This is a genomic window from Agromyces sp. NPDC058064 (genome assembly GCF_042885275.1).
In the GTDB taxonomy this organism is placed as follows: domain Bacteria; phylum Actinomycetota; class Actinomycetes; order Actinomycetales; family Microbacteriaceae; genus Agromyces.
In genome coordinates, this window is the sequence record NZ_JBHVSE010000005.1 from 76667 (window position 1) to 96358 (window position 19692).

11 protein-coding genes are annotated in these 19692 nt (G+C 74.2%); 9 read left to right on the top strand and 2 right to left on the bottom strand.

Annotated elements, in window-relative coordinates:
- Positions 1 to 131: 131 nt before the first annotated feature.
- Together ACFVSL_RS15915 and ACFVSL_RS15920 are read right to left on the bottom strand one after the other, a co-directional pair.
- Complete coding sequence (locus tag ACFVSL_RS15915; RefSeq protein WP_386941950.1) at positions 132 to 1517, bottom strand: aspartate aminotransferase family protein; 1386 nt, start codon at positions 1515 to 1517, stop codon at positions 132 to 134.
- A 12-nt stretch (positions 1518 to 1529) separates the two neighbouring features.
- Positions 1530 to 2012, bottom strand: coding sequence for an Lrp/AsnC family transcriptional regulator (locus ACFVSL_RS15920; RefSeq protein ID WP_386941951.1), 483 nt, complete (start codon positions 2010 to 2012; stop codon positions 1530 to 1532).
- Positions 2013 to 2157: 145 nt separating this feature from the next.
- On the opposite strand from ACFVSL_RS15920, the gene ACFVSL_RS15925 reads away from it, so the two are divergent.
- The 9 genes from ACFVSL_RS15925 (at position 2158) to ACFVSL_RS15965 (ending at position 19686) form a co-directional block, all read left to right on the top strand.
- A complete protein-coding gene (locus ACFVSL_RS15925; RefSeq protein WP_386941952.1) occupies positions 2158 to 3183 on the top strand; it encodes an FHA domain-containing protein in 1026 nt (341 codons plus the stop codon).
- Positions 3180 to 4019, top strand: coding sequence for a PP2C family protein-serine/threonine phosphatase (locus tag ACFVSL_RS15930; protein WP_386941953.1), 840 nt, complete (start codon positions 3180 to 3182; stop codon positions 4017 to 4019). The genes ACFVSL_RS15925 and ACFVSL_RS15930 overlap by 4 nt, the downstream gene beginning before the upstream one ends.
- A gap of 136 nt (positions 4020 to 4155) precedes the next feature.
- A complete protein-coding gene (locus ACFVSL_RS15935) occupies positions 4156 to 5556 on the top strand; it encodes a serine/threonine-protein kinase (RefSeq protein ID WP_386941954.1) in 1401 nt (466 codons plus the stop codon).
- Positions 5556 to 11417, top strand: coding sequence for an Ig-like domain-containing protein (locus ACFVSL_RS15940; RefSeq protein WP_386941955.1), 5862 nt, complete (start codon positions 5556 to 5558; stop codon positions 11415 to 11417). Before ACFVSL_RS15935 ends, ACFVSL_RS15940 begins: the two co-directional genes overlap by 1 nt.
- Complete coding sequence (locus ACFVSL_RS15945; protein ID WP_386941956.1) at positions 11414 to 12385, top strand: AAA family ATPase; 972 nt, start codon at positions 11414 to 11416, stop codon at positions 12383 to 12385. Before ACFVSL_RS15940 ends, ACFVSL_RS15945 begins: the two co-directional genes overlap by 4 nt.
- On the top strand, positions 12382 to 13695 hold the full coding sequence (locus tag ACFVSL_RS15950; RefSeq protein WP_386941957.1) for a DUF58 domain-containing protein: 1314 nt from the start codon (positions 12382 to 12384) through the stop codon (positions 13693 to 13695). Before ACFVSL_RS15945 ends, ACFVSL_RS15950 begins: the two co-directional genes overlap by 4 nt.
- Positions 13692 to 15992 (top strand): transglutaminaseTgpA domain-containing protein, encoded by a 2301-nt coding sequence (locus ACFVSL_RS15955; RefSeq protein ID WP_386941958.1) that lies wholly within the window; start codon positions 13692 to 13694, stop codon positions 15990 to 15992. Before ACFVSL_RS15950 ends, ACFVSL_RS15955 begins: the two co-directional genes overlap by 4 nt.
- Positions 15989 to 16588 carry a hypothetical protein gene (locus ACFVSL_RS15960; protein ID WP_386941959.1) on the top strand — a complete coding sequence of 200 codons (600 nt, stop codon included), beginning with the start codon at positions 15989 to 15991 and terminating at the stop codon, positions 16586 to 16588. The genes ACFVSL_RS15955 and ACFVSL_RS15960 overlap by 4 nt, the downstream gene beginning before the upstream one ends.
- 92 nt (positions 16589 to 16680) lie before the next feature.
- Positions 16681 to 19686: an FtsK/SpoIIIE domain-containing protein gene (locus ACFVSL_RS15965; RefSeq protein ID WP_386941960.1), complete on the top strand. Its 3006-nt coding sequence runs from the start codon at positions 16681 to 16683 to the stop codon at positions 19684 to 19686.
- Positions 19687 to 19692 lie beyond the last annotated feature (6 nt).

Here is a 19692-nt window from a genome sequence, read left to right on the forward strand (position 1 = left end):
GGGCGCGGGCGGGGGGGGGGGGGGGGGGGGGGGGGGGGGCCGGGGGGGGGGGGGGGGGGCGCGGGGGGGGGGGGGGGGGGGGGGGGGGGCGCCCCCCCCCCCCCCCCCCCCACCCCCGGGTGGCGGTGCGATCAGAGGCGGTTCGACGCCTCGGTGAGCACGCTGCGCAGGATCTGCTCGATCTCCTGGAACTCGGGAACGCCGATCGTGAGCGGCGGCGAGAGCTGGATCACGGGGTCGCCGCGGTCGTCGGCGCGGCAGTACAGCCCCGCATCGAACAGCGCGGTCGAGAGGAAGCCGCGGAGCAGGCGCTCCGACTCGTCCTCGTTGAACGTCTCGCGCGTGGCCTTGTCCTTCACGAGCTCGACGGCGAAGAAGTAGCCGGCCCCGCGCACGTCGCCGACGATCGGCAGGTCGTTGAGCTTCTCGAGCTCGGCGCGGAAGAGCGGCGAGTTGTCGCGGACGTGCTCGAGGAGGTTCTCCTCCTCGAAGATGTCGAGGTTCTCGAGCGCGACGGCCGCCGAGACGGGGTGGCCCGCCCACGTGTAGCCGTGGTAGAAGGTCGTGTCGCCCTTCGAGAACGGCTCGTAGATGCGCTCGTTGATGATCGTCGCGCCCATGGGGGCGTAGCCCGAGGTCATGGCCTTCGCGCAGGTGATCATGTCGGGCACGTAGCCGTACTCGTCGCACGCGAACATGTGGCCGATGCGGCCGAAGGCGCAGATGACCTCGTCGGAGACGAGCAGCACGTCGTACTTGTCGCAGATCTCGCGCACGCGCTGGAAGTAGCCGGGGGGCGGCGGGAAGCAGCCGCCCGAGTTCTGCACCGGCTCGAGGAAGACGGCCGCGACGGTGTCGGGGTCCTCCATGAGGATCTGCTCCTCGATGCGGTTCGCCGCCCAGATGCCGAACTCCTCTTCGCTGCCCGTGGGGGCGCCCATGTCGGCCGCGCGGTAGAAGTTGGTGTTCGGCACGCGCAGGCCGCCGGGGGTGATCGGCTCGAACGGCGCCTTGATCGGCAGGCCGGTGACGGCGAGGGCGCCCTGCGGGGTGCCGTGGTAGGCGAGCGCGCGCGAGATCACCTTGTACTTGCTCGGCTTGCCCATGAGCTTCCAGTAGTTCTTCGCCAGCTTGTAGGCGGTCTCGACGGCCTCGCCGCCGCCGGTCGAGAAGAACACGTGGTTGAGGTCGCCGGGCGCGTAGTCGGCGAGACGGTCGGCGAGCTCGATCGCCTTCGGGTGGGCGTACGACCAGATCGGGAAGAAGGCGAGCTCCTCGGCCTGCTTCGCACCGGCCTGGGCCAGGCGCTTGCGGCCGTGGCCGGCGTTCACCACGAAGAGGCCGGCGAGGCCGTCGATGTAGCTCTTGCCGTTGATGTCGAAGACGCGGTGGCCCTCGCCGCGGGTGATGATCGGCACGCCCGAGGTCTCCATCGTGGACTGCCGCGCGAAGTGCATCCAGAGATGGTCCTTCGCCTTCTGCTGCAGTGCGCCGTTGTCGTAGACCGTGTCGGTCATGATCTTCCCTTCTTAGCGAGTGCCCCAGTTGTAGAACTGCTTCTGGAGCTTGAGGTAGACGAACGTCTCGGTCGAGTTCACGCCCTCGAGGTTGCGGATGCGCGAGTTGAGCAGGGAGATGAGCTCCTCGTCGTTCTCGCACACCACCTCGGCGAGCAGGTCGAAGCTGCCCGCGGTGAGCACGACGTAGTCGATCTCGGGGATCTCGGCCAGCTGCTCGGCGAGCACCCGGGTGTCGCCGGACGCGCGGACGCCGATCATCGCCTGGCGGGTGAAGCCGAGCTGCATCGGATCGGTCACCGCCACGATCTGCATCACCCCCGACTCGGTCAGGCGCTGCACGCGCTGCCGCACGGCAGCCTCGGAGAGGCCGACCGCCTTGCCGATGTCGGCGTACGAGCGTCGGCCGTCGGCCTGGAGCTGCTCGATGATCGCCTTCGAGACCTCATCGAGCTGCACCGGCCGATGCCCGTTGGAACGACTTGCGTTCGTCATGGACTCGATTGTGACAGTGAAGGATGCCTCTGGCAAGCGAATCCGTCGAATTCTGGGTGTTGCACAACGGATTCCATGCATTCGACTCCGTTTCGCTGTGCAGATCGGGCTCGCAGGGAGCACCGTGCAGTGCCAGACTGGCGACATGCTTCCAGGGTCGGTCACGAGTCTCGCGACCGCCGGCGCCCCGGCCTGGGACTCGATCGTCGGCGAACGCTTCATCGCGGTGCTCCGCGCGCCGGCCGACCGGCGCGTGCTCGACGCGCTCGCCGAGGCGGCGGGCGACCCGCGACCGAGCCTGGAGCGGCTCATCTCGCTCATCCCGGCGCCGCTCGCCGAGGCGGGCGGCGACTTCGCCCTCGTGTGGTGGGGCGGGGGCGACCCCGGCGAGGTGACCGCGGTCGCGCGGGGCGATGCGGTCGTCGACCTCGATTCACCGGGCGGCAGCCGCCGGTTCGACGCGCGAGGCATCCGCCCCTGGCATCTCGCGGAATTCCGCGAGGTCGACGGGATCCGCCTCACGGCGGCGGGTGCACCGCTCGCGCCGCTCGGCGGCGGCACCGTCGTCGGCCACGCCCGTGCCAGCCTGCGGGCCTCCGCGATCGAGTGGCGGCGCGGCGACGCGATCGAGCCCGAGCGGGCCGCGGGCGACGCCGACACGGTCCATTCGAGGCATCCGGCCGTCGACGTCGACACTGTGCTCACCGCGAGGCGCGACGACGCGTCGGGCCCGCCGAGCGGGCCGAACGCGGTCGTCGAGGGCGCCGCCGGAGACCTCGATCGCGCGGTGCCGAGCGTGCGGATCGCGGGGGGTGCGCCGTTCACCCCCTCTGGCCCGGTCTTCGTCGGCCGGAGGCCCGCCGCGCCGCGGATCGCCGCGGTCGACGGCCCGGCGCCGCAGCTCGTGCGCGTGGCGTCACCCGGGCGGGTGGTGTCGTCCACCCACCTCGAGCTGCGGGTCGAGGGCGAGCGGCTCGTCGCGAGCGATCTCCGCTCGACGAACGGCACCACCGTGCTCGGCCCGAACGGGGTCCGCCGGTTGCGGGCGGGCGAGTCCATCGTGGTCGTTCCGGGCATGAGGCTCGACCTCGGAGACGATACGATCATCGAGATCCTCCGACCCCCGGGAGTCGATCCGACGCTCAGAGCAGACAGCAGGCCGAACACGTGACGCAGATAGGCAACGGCAACGCCCGCCACCGGGTCGCGCTGCCCGACGGCACCGAGGTCACCCTCGCCTGGGCCGCGATCACCGACACCGGGCTGCGCCGCGAGGTCAACGAGGACAGCTACGTCGCCCAGTCGCCCGTGTTCGCCGTCGCCGACGGCATGGGCGGCCACGCCGCCGGCGACTTCGCGAGCGCGGCGGTCGTCACGCGGCTCGCCGAGCACGGCGGGAAGGCCGCGATCGGCACCCCCGAGATCGACGCCTCGCTCCATCACGCCGTACAGGACATGGGCCGCGGCGCCGGGGTCACCGACGAGGGCAGCGGCACGACCGTCACGGGCGCGGCGCTCGGCACCATCTCCGACGAGCCGGCCTGGATCGTCTTCAACATCGGCGACTCCCGCGTGTACCGGCTCGTCGGCGGCGTGCTCGAGCAGCTCACCGTCGACCACTCGATCGTGCAGGAACTGGTCGACGCGGGGCAGATCACCCGCGAGGAGGCCGACACCCACCCGCACTCCAACGTGATCACGCGGGCCGTCGGGTTCCACGAGGCGCCGATCCCCGACTACCGCGCGATCGCCGTCGAGGCGGGCATGCGGCTGCTGATCTGCTCGGACGGGCTCACGAAGGAGCTGACCTCCTACGGCATCCGCCACTTCCTCCTCGCCAACCCGAACGCCGAGAAGGCCGCGGCGCAGCTCGTCGACGCCGCACTCGGCAACGGCGGGCGCGACAACATCACGGTGATCGTCGTCGACGTGCTGAAGGTCGTGCGTCCCGACCCGAGCGCCGACCCCGAGCTCGACGGCGAGGGCGGCGAGGCGGCGAGGGCCTGACGAGGGCCTGACGACGGCCCGATTCCGGGGCCGCCGGGCCTGATGTCCTGCGGCGCCGGAAGCCTACAATGGTGGGCACCGGGCCCACGTCTCCACCGACCCTGCCGAAGACGACCCGAGGAGCACAGGGAGGAACGTGACGCGACGTCTTCCATCCACCCCGCCGACGCTCCCGGGCTTCGAGTTCATCCGGGTGCTCGGCTCCGGCGGGTTCGCCGACGTGTTCCTCTACGAGCAGAACATGCCGCGCCGGCTCGTCGCGGTGAAGGTGCTGCTCGCGGGCGTCGTGAACGACGACCTCCGCCAGATGTTCCAGGCCGAGGCGAACCTCATGGCCCAACTGAGCTCGCACCCGTCGATCCTGACGGTCTACCAGGCGAGCGTCGCCGCCGACGGACGCCCGTACCTCGTGATGGAGTACTGCTCGGCCTCGATCGGCCAGCGGTACCGCGCCGTGCAACTGCCCCTCGGCGAGGTGCTGTCGATCGGCGTCAGGATCGCGAGCGCCATCGAGACGGCGCACCGTTCGGGAGTGCTGCACCGCGACATCAAGCCCTCGAACATCCTCACCACGGCGTACGGGCACCCCGTGCTCTCCGACTTCGGCATCGCGGCCACGCTCGGGCAGGCCGAGACGTCCGACCCGATGGGCCTCTCGATCCCCTGGTCGGCCCCCGAGGTGCTCCGCGACGAGATCTCCGGAACCGTCGCGAGCGAGGTCTGGTCGCTCGGCGCGACCGTCTACTCGCTCCTCGCCGGCCGCAGCCCGTTCGAGGTGATCGGGGGCGACAACCAGGCGCAGGCCCTCATCTCGCGCATCTCGAAGGGCAAGCTCCCGCCCACCGGGCGGGTCGACGTGCCGGCCAGCCTCGAGGCGGTGCTCGCCCGGGCGATGTCGAAGCAGCCGAAGGCCAGGCAGAGCGGCGCGCTCGAGTTCATCCGCGACCTCCAGGCCGTCGAGGAGGAGCTCGGGCTCCCGCAGACGCCGATCGAGGTCGCGATGGACGACTGGGCGCTGGCCACCGCGGTCGACCTCGACGAGCGCACGAGGGTGAATCCGGCGCGGCCGACCGCGGAGCTCGCGCGGCGCCGCCGTCGCGCAGCGGTGCAGCGGCCCTCGGCCTCCTCCCGGACGGGTCTCGCGGAGACGACCGGCTCGCGGGGGCGCAGCTCGCCGCCGACGGCCGGTCGGCTCGCCTGGGGGATCTCGATCGTGGCGGTGCTGCTGCTCGCGCTCGTCGGCGCGGGCGTCGTCACGGTCATCCAGAACACGCGCTCCATCCCGGTCGTCACCGAGGTCAACGGCAGCGCCGTCGGCGCCGAGGTCACGTTCGAGTGGGTCGACCCCGGCCTCCAGTCGGGTGACGCCTACATCGTCAGGGTCGACGGGGCCGCCTCCCCGATGCAGCGCGAGACCAGCTACTCGGTCGACGCGGGGGAGCGCGACCGCGTCTGCGCGAGCGTGACGGTCACGCGCGACGGCAAGTCGGGTGCCTCGAGCACCGAGCGGTGCGTCGAGGTGGAAGGCGTCGGCTGATGCGGCTCGCGATCCCGCATCGTCACCGCTCGGCGGTCATCACCGGCGTCTCGGTGGCCGCGGTGGTCGGTCTCGTGGGCACGATCGCGGTCACGAGCGGCGGCTACGCCTCGCAGCGGGTCGACCTCGGCGACGCCGCGGTGTGGGTCGCGAACGAAAGCGCGCAGTCGGTCGGCCGTGCGAGCACCGCGGCGCTCGAGCTGAACTCGGTCGTCGAGACGGGCGGCGGTGCGAGCATCGTGCAGCGGGGGCCGACGGTGCTCGTCCTCGACCCGGATCGCTCGAGCGTCGGCATCGTCGACGCGGCGACGAGCGAGCTGACCCAGCCGGTCGCCGTGCCGCCCGAGGTCACGACGCTCGCGCTCGCCGGCCCGCAGGTCGTGATCGCCGCGAACGGCGACGTCTGGCGCACGCCGCTCGCCGAGTTCCCCGAGTTCGAGGCCGACTCCGACGCGGCGCTGAGCTTCGGCGCGGACGCCGTGATCTCGGTCGATCCCGACGGCCTGATGTTCGCCGTCACGCCCTCGACCGGCGAGGTCGTCGAGGTCGACGCGGCCGGGAGCGCGACGGTCTCGTCCGAGTGGCGGATCCCCCCGGCCGCCGATCACGAGGTGCAGATCACCTCCGCGGGCGGAAGCTGGGCCGTCCTCGACGTCGACACCGGGGTGCTCACGGTCGACTCGCGGCCGGTCGACCTCTCGAAGGAGATCGGGGCCGGCGACGAGGTGCGCCTGCAGGCCGCGTCGTCGACGCCCGGCGAGATCTGGCTCGCCACCCGCCGGGCGCTCCTCGCCGTCGACCCCGACAGCGGTGCGGTGCGTCGTGCGACGGCCGATCGCTCGGGGGCGCCGGTCGCCCCGGTCGTGCACGACGGCTGCGTCCACGCCGCGTGGGCCGGCGACGGCGCCTGGCGGTCCTGCGACGGCGCTCCCGGCGAGCTGTTCACGCTCGAGGGCGCCACCGGCGACGACCTCGCCTATCTCGCGAACGGCTCCGCCCTCGTGCTCAACGACCGCGGCAACGGGCGCACCTGGGCGGCGAGCCGCGAGTACCAGCGCATCGACAACTGGAGGGACCTGCTCGACCTCGAGCAGGACGACGAGCAGCTCGAGCGCAACGATCCCGAGGACCGGCCGACTATCGAGAAGCGCAGCGTCGACCCGGTCGCCGAGGACGACGTCTTCGGCGCACGTCCCGGCAGGTCGACGCTGCTGCCGGTGCTGCTCAACGACTACGACGCGAACGGCGACGTGCTGATGCTCGAGCAGCCCGAGGAGCAGCTGCCCGAGTGGGCGCGGCTCGACCTCGTCTCCGACAACCAGCAACTGCAGCTCACCCTCGCCGAGGAGGCCACGGGGGTGCTCCGCTTCGCCTACCGCGTCGGCGACGGACACGGCGGCAGCGCCACGGCGGAGGTCGAGGTCACCGTGCGCGGCGCCGACGAGAACGCCGCACCGGAGCAACGCAGGCGCATCCACGAGGACGTCGCCGTCGACGGCCGGCTCACCGCCCCGGTGCTCGGTGACTGGGTCGACCCCGACGGCGACCCCGTGTTCCTCGCCGAGGCCTCGGTGGACGCGCCCGACGGGGTCTCGTGGTCGGCCGAGGGGGCCGTCGTGTTCCACGAGCGCCGGAGCACCACCGGCGAGCGCGTCGTGCCGCTCGTCGTCTCCGACGGCCGCGCCGAGGGATCGGGCACGCTCGAGATCACCGTCCACCCCGCGGGCGAGGTGCCGATCGTCGCCGAGCCCTTCATCGCGCTCGCGACCGCCGGCGAGGAGATCAGGATCGATCCGCTCAGGCACGTCCACGGGGGCACCGGCCGGGTCGGCCTGACGGCGGTGCCGGCGAAGCCCGAGGTGAAGATCACGCCCGACTTCGACGGCGGCACCTTCCGCTTCTCGAGCCTCGCGATCGGCACCCATCACCTCGAGTACACGGTCAGCGACGGCGGGGCGCCCGTGACCGGCGTCGTCCGCGTCGACGTGCAGCCGCCGCCCGACCGCGATCCGACGCCCATCACGGTGCCGCACACGGCCTTCCTGCGCGTCGGCGATCCGGCCGACGTCGACGTGCTCGCCACCGACATCGACCCGACCGGCGGGGTGCTCGTGCTCACCGACGCCGCACGCGACGTGCCCGGCGTGCAGATCGAGGTCGTCGAGCACCGCCTGCTGCGGGTGACCCTGACGGCTCCGCTCGAGTCGGGGTCGACGAGCTTCGCCTACCGCGTGAGCAACGGCATCGCCGAGGCCGAGGGCGAGGTCACGCTCGTCCAGGTGCCCGAGCCGGCGCTCCCGCAGCCCCCGGTCGCCGCGGACGACTCGGTCTCGGTGCGCACGGGCGACGTGATCGACATCCCCGTGCTCGCGAACGACGAGCATCCCGACGGCCTCCCGCTGCTGCTCTCGCCCGAGCTCGTGTCGAAGCCCGATGAGGGGCTGCTGTTCGCCTCGGGCGACCGCCTCCGCTACTTCGCTCCCGAGGCGCCGGGCACGTACACCGCGGTCTATCGCGTCGAGGACGAGCGCGGCCAGTCCGCGACCGCGACCGTGTCGATCTCGGTCAACGAGGCGGACCCCGAGACGAACGCCGGCCCCGTGCCCGAGGCCGTCGACGCGCGGGTGATCGCGGGCGCGACGGCGCGCGTCCGCATCCCGCTCGGCGGCATCGACCCCGACGGCGACTCGGTGCAACTGCTCGGGCAGCAGTCGAACACCGAGCTCGGCGCCGTCGAGGCGACCGGGCCCGACTGGCTCGACTATCGCGCCGCCGACTACTCGGCGGGCACCGACACCTTCGCCTACGCCGTCATCGACGCGCTCGGTGGTCGTGCGGAGGGCACGGTGCGCATCGGCATCGCTCCGCGGAGCGAGCGCCCGGCGGCACCCGTGGCCGTCGAGGACGTCATCACGGTGCGGCCCGACCGCACCATCACGGTCCCGGTGCTCGACAACGACTTCGACCCGGCCGGCGGCGCGCTCGAGATCGTCGACGTCGTGCCGCAGAGCGGGGGCGAGGCGCGCATCGTGGACGATCGCCTCGAGATCGACGTGCCCGCAGACGAGGGGGAGTTCGGGTTCGCCTACACCATCGAGAACGACACCCTCGGCCGGGCCTCGAGCTACCTCACCGTCGCCGCGAGCGAGGACGCGCCGCTCGCCCGCCCCGAGGCATCCGACACGGTGCTCACGCTCACCGACATCGTCGGCGTGGAGTCGGTCGACGTCCCGGTGCTGCGCGGGGTCTTCCTCGCCGACGGCGACGAGCGCAAGCTCGGCGTCGACCTCGTCGACGGCTACCGGAGAGGCGCCGAGGTGCTCGACGACGGCTCGATCCGCGTCGCGGTCGAGGACCGCCGGCGCATCATCCCGTTCGTGGTCTCCCACCCCGAGGAACCCGCGGTCACCGCGTACGCGTTCGTGTGGGTGCCGGGCCGCGACGACGCGTTGCCGCAGCTCCGCGCCGACGCGCCCGACGTCGAGGTGCGCAGCGGCGAGTCGATCGAGCTCGAGCTGGCCGACTTCGTCATCGCCGCCTCGGGCCGGCCCGTGCGCATCACCGACGAGGCGAGCGTGCTCGCCTCCCACAGCGACGGCTCGCCGCTCGTCGTCGACCGCGACACGCTCCGGTTCCAGAGCGAGCCGGGCTACGTCGGTCCCGCGTCGATCTCGTTCACGGCGACCGACGGCGAGGCGGACGATCCCGATGCGCGCACCGGCACGATCGTCATCCCGATCGAGGTCAGCTCGAACGAGGACGAGCCCCCGGCGTTCGCCGGCGGGGTCCTCGACTTCGAACCGGGTGAGCGGAAGACGATCGACCTGGGCAGGCTCACGCTTCCGGCCGGGTCCTCGACGGACGGGCTGAGCTACGAGGTGCTGCCGCCCGAGGCCGAGGGCTTCGACGTCGCGCTCGACGGCAGCGAGCTCACGATCACCGCCCGCTCGGAGACGGAGCTCGGCACCGAGTCCTCCGTCTCCATCGGCGTCGCCGACGAGGCGGGCGAGGGCAGCGGCGGGCGGATCGTGCTTCGCGTGGTGCCGTCGACGAAGCCCGTGGCGCGCCCCGCCGACGACCTCGCGATCGCGGCGAGGGGTCGCACGGTGTCCGTCGACGTGCTCGCGAACGACGAGGCCACCAACCCCTTCCCCGACGTGCCGCTGCGCGTCGTCGCCGTCGACCTGGGCGATCTGCCGCCCGGCGTCGCGATCTCGCCGAGCGAGGATCGCGCGACCCTCACGGCCACCGTCTCGGCGACGGCGGCGCCCGTCAACACGACGGTCAGGTACCAGGTCGAGGATGCCACGGGCGAGCCCTCGCGCCGGGCCTGGGCCGCCGTCACGATCTCGGTGCAGGACCGCCCCGAGCCCGTCATCTCGCCGCTCCTCACCGGATTCGGCGACGGCACGCTCGACATCGCGTTCGGTGCCGGCGCGTTCAACAACTCGCCGATCACCGGCTACGAGCTCGCGCAGATCGACCCGAACTCGCGCGAGGTGCTGAGGACCACCGTCTGCGCGGCGACGAACTGCACGATCGCGACGCCCGGCAACGGCCAGTCGAACGCGGTCATCGTCGAGGTCAGGGCCCGCAACGGGATCGGGCTGTCCGACCCGGTGACCGTGCCGGGGGCGGTCTGGTCGGACGTCGTCCCCCCGCCGGCCGAGGGGCTTCGCGCGCTCCCGCGCGACGGGCGGCTCCGCCTCGAGTGGAGCCCGGTCTCCGGCGGCTCCGGCAGCGCGGTCGGGTCCTACGTCGTGACGGTCGCCGGCGTCTCGATCGAGATCTCCGCGGCCTCCGCGTGCACCGCGTCGCTCTGCGGCGTGGACTCGCAGGCGATCGTCAACGGCAGCCGCGTGCCGGTCGCGGTCAGCGCCCGCAACCAGGCCTACCCGGCGCTCGCGACGTGGACGGAGGCGACCACCACCGGGACGCCGTTCGGCGCACCCGTCGCCGGGGCGCTCGACGTGGCCGGCGACGCGGCGGCCGGCACCGTGACCGTGACGTGGGCACCGTTCTCGGGCAACGGCGACGCCGTCGCGGGCTACTTCGTGCAGCGGCTCGTCGTGGGGGAGACCGCCGTGCCGGGCGGCGCGCAGGCCTGCTCGGTCACCACCCCGGCGCCCGGCTCGGTCGTGCCGCCCTCGACGGGCGGCACCGTCGCCGAGACGATCGGCGTCGGTCCCGACACCTCCAGCGTCCGGTTCACCGGGACGGCGACCGAGTCGGCGCGCTACTCCTTCATTGTCTGGGGCTACAACCGGGCCGGGTGCGCGCACACCGCGGTCGTCGGCACGGTCGTGCGGCCGGCGCCGGGCGGCGTCGGCGCCGTCGACAGCGGGATGGGCTGGAACGGCGCGGAGACCTGGGACCGGTACATCGGCGGCGTCGAGTCCGACGCGCCGCGCCTCGAGATCGTCGCCGTCGACGAGAACGGCATCCAGGTGCCCGGGTCGATCCGCGAGTTCCGCGGCTCGGGATGGCTGCGCGATCTGCTCGACGGGCGGTTCGAGTTCGGCGAGACCGGCCGGTTCCAGGTGCGGGGATGCAGCGTCTGGGGCAGTTGCGGCGCGTGGTCGAAGGTGCTGCCGGCCGGCTCGTCGCCGACGCTCACCTTCGCCCTGCCGAGTCGCCTCTGGGACGACCGCGGCGCCAGCTGGTCGTGGACGAGCCCGCCCGACAACTCCGGCCTCCCCGCGACGTTCAGCTGCGGCATCGAGGGCGAGCGCGGCCGGCGGGCCCAGACGCCCACGAGCTGCCAGATCTCCGGCGTCGTTCCGGGGGACCGGGTCTGGTTGGATGTTGAGGTCGCCGGTGTGACCGCCCGGTACGTGGCGACGAGTAAGGAGCCGTCATGACGATGTCCCCCGATGACGCCGCGCGTTTCGCGGCGACCCTCGACCGCCTCGTCGGCGCCGTCGAGGAGGTGCTGCTCGGCAAGAACAGGGTGGTGCGGCTCGCGTTCACCGCGCTGCTCAGCGAGGGGCACCTCCTGCTCGACGACGTGCCGGGCACGGGCAAGACGTCGCTCGCGCGTGCGATGGCGCAGTCCGTCTCCGGCACGAGCAACCGGGTGCAGTTCACGCCCGACATCCTGCCGGGCGACATCACCGGGGTGACGGTCTACGACCAGCGCTCGGGACTGTTCGAGTTCCACGCCGGCCCGGTGTTCGCGAACGTCGTGCTCGCCGACGAGATCAACCGGGCGAGCCCGAAGACCCAGTCGGCCCTGCTCGAGGTGATGGAGGAGGGGCAGGTCACGGTCGACGGCCAGTCGCACCCCGTGGGGCATCCCTTCATGGTGATCGCGACCCAGAACCCGGTCGAGCAGGCCGGCACCTACCGCCTGCCGGAGGCGCAGCTCGACCGCTTCCTCATGCGCACCTCGATCGGCTACCCCGACCACGCGTCGACCATCAGGATCCTGGAGGGCGCCGACCAGCGGGCCCACGACCACCGGGTCGAGCCGCAGGTCGACGCCGCCGAGGTGATCGAGCTCGCCGCGCTCGCCCGCACCGTGTTCGTCGACCCCACCATCCACGACTACGTCTCGAGGCTCGTCGACGCGACCCGCACGGCGCGCGAGGTGCGCCTCGGGGTGAGCGTGCGCGGTGCGCTCGCCCTCATCCGCACGGCGAAGACCCACGCCGCCGGCCGCGGCAGGCATTACGTGGTGCCCGACGACGTCAAGGCCCTCGCCGAGCCCGTGCTCGCGCACCGGCTCATCCTCGACCCCGAAGCCGAGTTCGACGGCGTCACCGCCTCGAACATGATCGCGCAGGTGCTCATCGAGACGCCGCCGCCCTCCACGAGGCAGGCGATGTGACCCTCGGCGCCACCCGCACGACGATCCCCGAGGAGGCCCGCAACGAGGGCGTCCTGGCGGTCGTCATCGGCCGCGCCGTTCGTGCGGCCGCCGCGGCCGGGGCGTTCGCCGCCGGGTCGGTGCGGGCCGTGCAGGGCGTCGTGACCCCGCTCGGGTGGTGCGTGCTCGCCGCCGCGGTGCTCGCGCTCGTGGTCGGCTACGGTTTCGGCCTGCTCGAGGTGATCGCGCTCGGGTGGGCCTTCGTCGTGCTGCTCGCCGCGGCGGCGCTCTGGCTCGTGGGCCGCGGGGCCGGCCAGGTGCGCCTGGTCGTGCCGATCCCGCGGGTCGTCGTCGGCGAGCACGCCGAGGCGCGCCTCGTCGCCGTCAACCCCGGCCGCCGTCGGTTCGGCGGCGTGCAGCTCGAACTGCCCGTCGGGGCCGCGGTCGTCGAACGGGTGCTCCCCGGGCTCGCCAGGGGCGGCGAGTACGAGGTGCAGTTCCGCATCCCGACCGACCATCGCGGCATCGTGCCGATCGGTCCGGCGCGCACCGTCCGCGCCGACCCCATCGGCCTGATGCGCCGTGAGATCGTCTGGTCCGAGACCGCCGAGCTCAAGGTGCACCCGCGCACGGTGCCGATCGCCGCGCTCAGCAGCGGGTTCATCCGCGACCTCGAGGGCTCGCCGACCCGCGACCTCACCTCGAGCGACATCGCGTTCCATGCGCTCCGCGAGTACGTCCCCGGCGACGACCGGCGGTACATCCACTGGAAGAGCTCGGCGAAGACCGGCACGTTCATGGTGCGCCAGTTCGAGGAGTCCCGCCGCAGCCGGCTGATGGTCGTGCTCGACCTCGACGCCGGGGCGTACGCGAGCGAGGCCGAGTTCGAGCTCGCGGTGAGCGCCGCCGCCTCCGTGGGCGCCCGCGCGATCCGCGATGCGCGCAGCGTCTCGTTCGTCGTCTCGGGGCGTCAGGCCGGCCGCGTCGGGTCGATGCGCGAGCTCCCGACGGTGTCGCGGGACCGGCTGGTCGACGCGCTGTGCGTCGTCGAGCGGGAGGAGCGCGTCGCCCTCCTGCCCGACGTCGCCCGGAGCGCCGCGGAATCGCTGCACGGACTCTCGCTCGCGGTGCTCGTCACCGGCACCGCGCGCGGCATCGGCCCGCTGCGCTCGGCCGCGAGCCGCGTGCCCGCCGGGGTCGACGTCGTCGCCGTGCAGTGCTCGCCCGAGGGCGAGCCCACCGCCCGCACCGTCGCGGGCCTCACCGTGTTCGGCATCGGCTACCTCGAGGACCTCCGCGCGATGCTCGCGAGATCGGCGTCGGTCGCATGACCGCCCGCGAGGGGATGGCGCCCGCCGCGGGGCGGGGGTGGTGGTCGACGGCGATCAGCGTCGCGCTCGTGCTGGCGATGCTCGCCGCCGCGATGATCCCGTGGTGGCCGACGTACGAGAGCCCTGCGTTCTTCACCGCGGCGGGCGCCGCGATCGTCGCGGGTGCGGCGATCGGCGTCGCCGGGGCCCGGTTCCGGGCTCCGGCCTGGGTGGTCGTGCTCGCGGTCGTGGCCGCGTATCTCGTGCTCGGCGTGGCCGTCGCGGTCCCCGACCGCGCGCTGTTCGGCCTCCTCCCGACCCCCGCCGGCCTGGCGGAGCTCGTGTCAGGGGCCGCCCTGTCGTGGAAGCAGCTCGTCACGATCGCGGTCCCCGTCGGCTCGTACCAGGCGCTCCTCGTGCCGCCCTTCCTGCTCGGCCTCGTGGCCTCGACGAGCGCCGTGACGATCGCGCTCCGGTCCCGCCGTCCGGCGTTCGCGGTGCTGCCGCCCGCGGTGCTCCTCCTCGCCGGCATCGCGCTCGGCGTCGTGCACTCGACCTTCGCCCTCGAGGCCGGCCTCGCGTTCTTCGTGACCGCCGTGGCGTGGTTCGCCCGCATCAGGATCGCCCAGCGCCGCCGGATCCCGAGCGGCCGGCCGGTCGAGGCGACGCTCGCCGACGCGCGGCGCGTCGTCGGGACATCCGCCCTCATCGCGGTCGCCCTCGTCGGGGCGACGGCCGCCGCCGTCGTGCTGCCGGTGCCCGCGCGCACCGTGGTGCGCTCGGAGCTGCAGCCGCCGTTCGAACCGCAGCAGCACGACAGCCCGCTGGCCGGGTTCCGCACCGCGTTCGGCGACGAGGTCGCCGAGGAGGCGATGCTCGAGGTGCGCGGTCTCCCGCCCAGGGCCGGCCTCCGGGTCGCGGTGCTCGACAGCTACGACGGCATCGTGTACTCGGTGGGCGGCGACGACGGCAACGGGCTCTCGGGCAGGTTCAGCCGGGTGCCGTACCGCCTCGACCAGCCCGAGGACTACGGCGAGTCGCAGCGGATCGACGTCTCGATCCTCGGCTACGACGACGTGTGGGTGCCCGGCATCGGCCGGCTCGAGCGCATCGACTTCGGGGGGCCGCGCGCCGACGAGCTCGCCGAGGGGTTCTTCTACAACGACGTGACCGGCACGGCGGCGGTGCAGCAGGGGCTCCGCGACGGCGACCGGTACACCGCGACGTCGATGGTGCCGGCTCCGCCGCGCGACGTCTCGGTGCTGCGCCCGGGCACGAGCGTGCTGCCCCCGATGCCCGAGCTGCCCGACGAGCTCGAGGACCTCCTCGACGAGTGGGCGCCGCCCGCGAACGCCGAGGGGCAGCGCCTCGCCGCCGTCATCGAGGGCTTCCACCGCGAGGGGTACGTGAGTCACGGCCTCGACCGCGAGCGGAGCCGGTCGGGTCACGCGCTCGACCGGATCGCCGAGCTCGCCTCGGAGCGGCCGATGGTCGGGGACGGCGAGCAGTACGCCGTCGCCGCGGCGCTCATGGCCCGCCGGATCGGGTTCCCGGCACGGGTGGTCGTCGGGTACCTGCGGCAGCCCGGCACCGAGTACGACGTCGAGTCCGACGTGGTGCGGTTCCGCAGCCAGGACCGGCAGGCGTGGATCGAGGTGCAGGACTCCCACGGCGAGTGGGTCGCCGTCGACCCCAACCCGCCGGTGCGGCCGATCCCCCCTCCCGAGCCCGATCAGCCCCAGAGCGTGTCGAGACCGCAGTCGGCCCTGCCGCCGCCCGCGGAGCTCACGCCCGTCGACGACGACGCCACGAAGCCGGATGCCTCCGCCGACGACCCGTCCGACGGCGGGGCCGGCTGGCTCGCCGGACTCCTCGCGGTGCTCGAGGTCTCGGGGGTGGTGGTCCTCGGCCTCGCCGCGATCCTCAGCCCGTTCCTCGCCGTCATGGTCGCGAAGCTCCGGCGCCGCCGACTGCGCCGTCGCGCCGGCACCACCGTCGAACGCATCGAGGGCGGCTGGCGCGAGTTCGCCGACACCGCGAGCGACTACGGCTACACGATCGTGCCGAACGCGACGCGCGCCGAGCAGGCGGCGATGGTCGGCGGGCTCGGCCCGCTCGTGCTCGCCTCGGTCGTCGACCGTGCCGTGTTCGCACCCGGCGGACCCGACGACGGCGACGATCGCCGGGTCTGGGAGACGGTCGACGAACTGCAGCGGCGCCTCGGCGAGACGCGCCGCCCGATCGACCGGCTGCGGGCGGCGATCTCGCTGCGCTCGCTCGGCGGGTACGCTGTGACCCGGAGAGGAGCACGTTCGTGAGGTGTCGGATCTGCGGTGCCGAGCTGCCCGCCGAGGCGATGTTCTGCGGCGAATGCGGCAGCTCGACGAGCGCGACGCCCGAGTCGCGGCGGCGTGCCGACCCGCGACCCGGCGACACGACGGTGGTCGACCGGCTGCGCGTCTCCCAGCGCAACAGCGGCGTCATCAGCGTGCCCGTCGAGGGCTTCGCGGCGCCCGTGCCCATCCCCGAGGCCGCAGCCGATGCCGCGGGCGACCGTCCCGCAGCGCCGGCCGTCGAGCAGCCGGCCGCACCGAGGTTCACGCTGCGCTTCAGCACCGGCGAGACGCTGACGGTCTTCGGCACCGGCCTCATCGGCCGACGGCCGCTGCCCCAGCCCGGCGAGGAGTTCGACCACCTCGTGCAGATCGCCGACCGCACCCTCTCGGTCTCGAAGACCCACCTCGAGTTCGGCGAGCACGACGGCGTGCTGTGGGTCGCCGACCGGTTCTCGGGCAACGGCACCGTCGTGCGGCGGCCCGACGACGGCGCGCTCCGATGCGAGCCGGGCCGGCGCTACCTCGTGCCGCGGGGCAGCCGGGTCGAGCTCGCCGAGCAGTCCTTCGTCGTCGCCTGAGTCCGTTCCTCCACAGCGGGGGCGCGGTGCGCACCGTCCACGGCGCGAGAGCGGCCGGCGCGAGCGCGCACCGGGGGTGATCGGATGTCACGGTGCACCCCTCCGACGACGCCGGCCCCGGCCCGCTCCTGCTGCCGCTTGCGCTGCCCCAGGCTCCGCCCGAGCCCGAGCGACCGGGGTTCCCCGTGCTCGCGACGCTCGCCCCGATCGGCGGCGCGCTCGCGCTGTGGGCGATCACCGGCTCGCCGTTCTCGCTCGTCTTCGCCGTGCTCGGGCCGGTCGTCGCGATCGCCTCGATGCTCGACGCCCGGCGGCAGGCGCGACGTCGCCGCCGCCGGGCCGCCGCCGACCGCGACACGCGCCTCGACGAGCTCCGAGGCGAGATCTCGGCGCGCCATGAGCACGAGCGCCGGGCGGCCTGGCGGCTGACGCCGTCGCCCTCGTCGATCGTGTCGGGCGGCGCGCAGCCCGCCTGGACCGATCGGACGCCGCCGCCGGTCGTGATCGGCGCCGGGGTCGCGCGTAGTGCCGTCCGGGTCGACGGGGTGCCGTGCGACGCGCGGGACCGCGCCGTGCTCGAGGCGGCGGCCCGGCTCGCCGAGGCGCCCGTGCTCGCCGACCCCTCGAACGGGATCGGCTTCGTCGGGCCGCTCGCGCTGGCGCGCTCGGCCGCCCGTGCCGCGCTCGTCCAACTGGCCTGCCGCGTCGATCCGCGGGCGATCGCGATCTCGGCGTCGTCAGGGCCCGAGTGGGAGTGGGTGCTGCGGTTGCCGCACGCGGGCGGTTCGGCGGGGTCCGCGGGCGCCGGCTCCGCGCCGAGCCTGCGCCTCCTCGACGCGGCGTCCGAGACCGAGGCCGCGCCCGGCGGACGGGCGGGCGCGCGCCCGCGTCGCTCCGATCGGAGCGAGCCGCACGACCCGTACCGGCTCGTCGTCGCCGAGGAGCTGCGGTGCCTCCCGCCGGGCCTCGCGACCGTCGTCCGCATCACCGGACCGCGGGCGGCGGTCGTCCACCGCGACGGCGCAGCACCCGCCGCGATCGCACCGGCGCTCGTGGGCCTCGTCGAGGCGACGCGGTGGGGCGACGCCGTGGCGGGCGTCGCAGCGCAGCTCGACCTCGGCGGCGACGCGACGCTCCCGCGGCGGGTCGCGCTCGCTGAACTGCCCGCCGCGATCGACGGCGCGCACGCCCGCACCTCGCTCGCCGTCGCCGTCGGCACGGCCGTCGAGGGGCCGCTCGTGCTCGACCTCGTCGAGCACGGTCCGCACGCGCTCGTGGCGGGCACCACGGGCAGCGGCAAGAGCGAGTTCCTCCTCGCCTGGCTCACGGCGCTCGCCCGCGCCCATCCGCCGGCCCTCGTCTCGTTCCTGCTCGTCGACTTCAAGGGCGGAGCGGCCTTCGAGCCGATCCGCCGGCTCCCGCACGTCGTCGGCGTCGTCACCGACCTCGACGAGGCCGAGGCGCTGCGGGCGGTCGAGAGCCTGCGGGCCGAGCTCCGGCACCGCGAGTCCGTGCTGGCCGGGGTCGGCGCCCGCGATCTCCGCGAGCTCGGCGAGGAGGTCCAGCTCGCCCGTCTCGTGATCGTGGTCGACGAGTTCCAGGCCATGATCGAGCGGTTCCCCGAGCTCGGCGGGGTCATCGCAGACATCGCGGCGCGCGGCCGTTCCCTCGGCGTGCACCTCGTGCTCGCCTCGCAGCGGCCGAACGGCGTCGTGCGCGAGCAGGTCACCGCGAACTGCGCCATCCGCGTCTCGCTGCGGGTGATGCAACGTGTCGACAGCCTCGCGGTCGTCGGCACCGAGGAGGCGGCCGAGATCGCACCCGATGCTCCGGGCCGCGCGGTCGTCGACCGCGGGGACGGCCGGCCGGTGCGGTTCCAGTCGGCGATCGCCGACGAGGCGTCCGTGCTCGGCGCGCGCGTGGCGAGCGCCGCCCTGGTGCGGCCGCGCCGCCCGTGGGTCGATCCGCTGCCGCCCCGCGTCGGCCCCGACGAGCTCGGCGGGCTCCTCGGCGCAGGCACGGGCGGCCCGCAGGCGGGCTCGGCGCAGTCGGGGGCGGCGATCGCCGGCGGGGGCGCCGGCCCGCGCGGCTTCGGGCTCGTCGACGAGCCCGAGCGGCAGCGGCGCTCGGCGGCAGCGTGGGATCCGGCGGTCGACGGCCACCTCCTCGTCGCCGGGATGCCGGGCAGCGGCCGCACGACCGCCCTCGAGTCGATCGCCGCCGTCGTGCGCGCCGAGCACGGCGACTCGTCGGTCGCCGTGCTCGAGGGGCCGCGCAGCGCCGTCTGGGACGCGATCGAGTCGCTCGCCGTCGGTGAGCCGGCCGCCGGTTCCGCCCTGCGGCTCCTCGTCGTCGACGAGCTCGACACCCGCTTCCGTTCGTGGCCCGACGACCACCGGGCGCTCGCGCTCGAGCGGCTCGAGGCGCTGATCCGCGCCGGGCGCGCCCGCGGGCTCGCGGTCGCCGCCTCGGCGACCCAGTGGCTCGGCGTCCCGCACGCGCTCCGCGACGGGTTCGGCATCCGCCTCCTGCTGCGCCACGCGACGCGCGCCGAGCTCGTGCAGGCCGGGGGAGCGGGCGAGCTCTGGCGGCCGGTGGAGGTGCCCGGCTCGGGCCAGTGGCGGGGGCGGCGCGTGCAGGTCGTCGACGCGCAGCGACCGAGCGGACCGGCGCCGGCGCGACTCGCGGCGCGGGTCCCGCCGCTCGAGCTCGAACCGGGCGCGCGCGTCGCGCTCGTGACGACGAGTCCGACCGCCGACGCCGAGGTCCTGCGCGGCGCGGGCCACGCGCCCGTCCTGCTCGGGCCCCACGCCGACGCCGCGGCGCTCGCCGCGCTCGCCCGTCCGGGGGCCGCGGTCGTCGCGGTCGGCAGCCCCGAGGCGTGGTCGGCGCACTGGTCGCTCCTGCCGACGATCCGCGAGACCGCGACGATCCTCGTGCGCGGCGGGGCACCCGAGTACCGCGCGCTCGTCGCCGACCGGTCGCTGCCGCCGCTCCTCGACGAGGGCGCGTCGCAGCTGTGGCTGAGGGCGCCGGGCGGGGCGACCGTGCGACGGACGTGGCCTTCCGCGGCAGCAGCAACCGATTCCGCCGTGTAAGTCCCG